Annotated in this window: 1 protein-coding gene; it reads right to left on the bottom strand. The window is 31.2% G+C overall.

Annotated features, from left to right (window positions below):
* The coding region (locus tag J7K40_07860; GenBank protein MCD6162313.1) for a hypothetical protein at positions 1-1,070 on the bottom strand (1,070 nt) is incomplete at its 3' end.
* Positions 1,071-1,102 lie beyond the last annotated feature (32 nt).

Here is a 1,102-nt window from a genome sequence, read left to right as displayed (position 1 = left end):
ATAATATTAATATGCATATTATATTCATGAAACATGATATTAAGTTCCTCTCGATCGGGTTCTGCGGGTACCTGATATTCTATTGTCAGAGTTGGTGGTGGCGTAGCATCGATGTTTTCTGATGCATTAATAATAGAAGGTGGAGATATTGAACTATCTGTATAGAATCCAATAGAAAACCAGTTAGATTCATTTATTGCTAATTGCAGGTCATTTATAGCACATAATCCAAGATTAATTGATTGATTAGTCCCTATAACCGGAAAATCCGAATTATTAAAATAATCTTCATAGCTACCTATATTATTAAATATAATTTCACCAGACGAGTTTGAAGGTTGAATTGTCATATTAGATATATTACAATCCATGTTATGTATTCTACCATTATATCTAAATGTAATATTAGTTATATTAGCATTTTTAGGAATAGTAGATATGTCAAACTCCGCAAAACCTTTTGCTTTATCTGTCATTATATCATTTATTTTTCCAATAGAAATAAAAGAACTTGAAAAATCTAATGGATAACTTGAGTCCATTTGCTTTATAACAAACCCATCATAAGATGTTGTGAGATTTATTGTTTTATTTATCATTTTTTGCTTAAAAGAAATACATTTACTATTATTATATCCATTGTTTGGTAAATATGTGCCATTGACTGTAAGCGTGTAGTCTGCGCCATTACGCTCATATTTATATCCTACCCCCGGTTCTATGGGTTCAATATAGCTCACGTCTCCATACCAGCCGTATCCTTCCCAGTACTGAGCAGCTTTGTATCCGACACCATTGATGTACCTGTACACGGTGTCATCAGTTACCGGATCATCTCCAAACACCGCATCAAGCGTTGGATCAGTTGGATATAATGGTATTCCAATCAAATTCATTCCATTGTTTATCGCAATCTCTACACTTCTATTAGTATTACATATAATACATGTAGTATTAATATTAATAGTTTTATTAGTTGTGCATGAATCACAATCTATAGTAATTATTTCATTTGCATTTACACTACTAATCATTAGCAGTATTCCGATTATCAATATTATTTGTTTCATATTTATATACCTCGTTTAAGTGTTCTTATCAG

Source organism: Candidatus Zixiibacteriota bacterium, from assembly GCA_021159005.1.
Taxonomy (GTDB): Bacteria; Zixibacteria; MSB-5A5; order UBA10806; family 4484-95; genus JAGGSN01.
The sequence above is the reverse complement of the archived record's forward strand: the minus strand, read 5'-3'. Positions and strand labels throughout refer to the sequence as shown.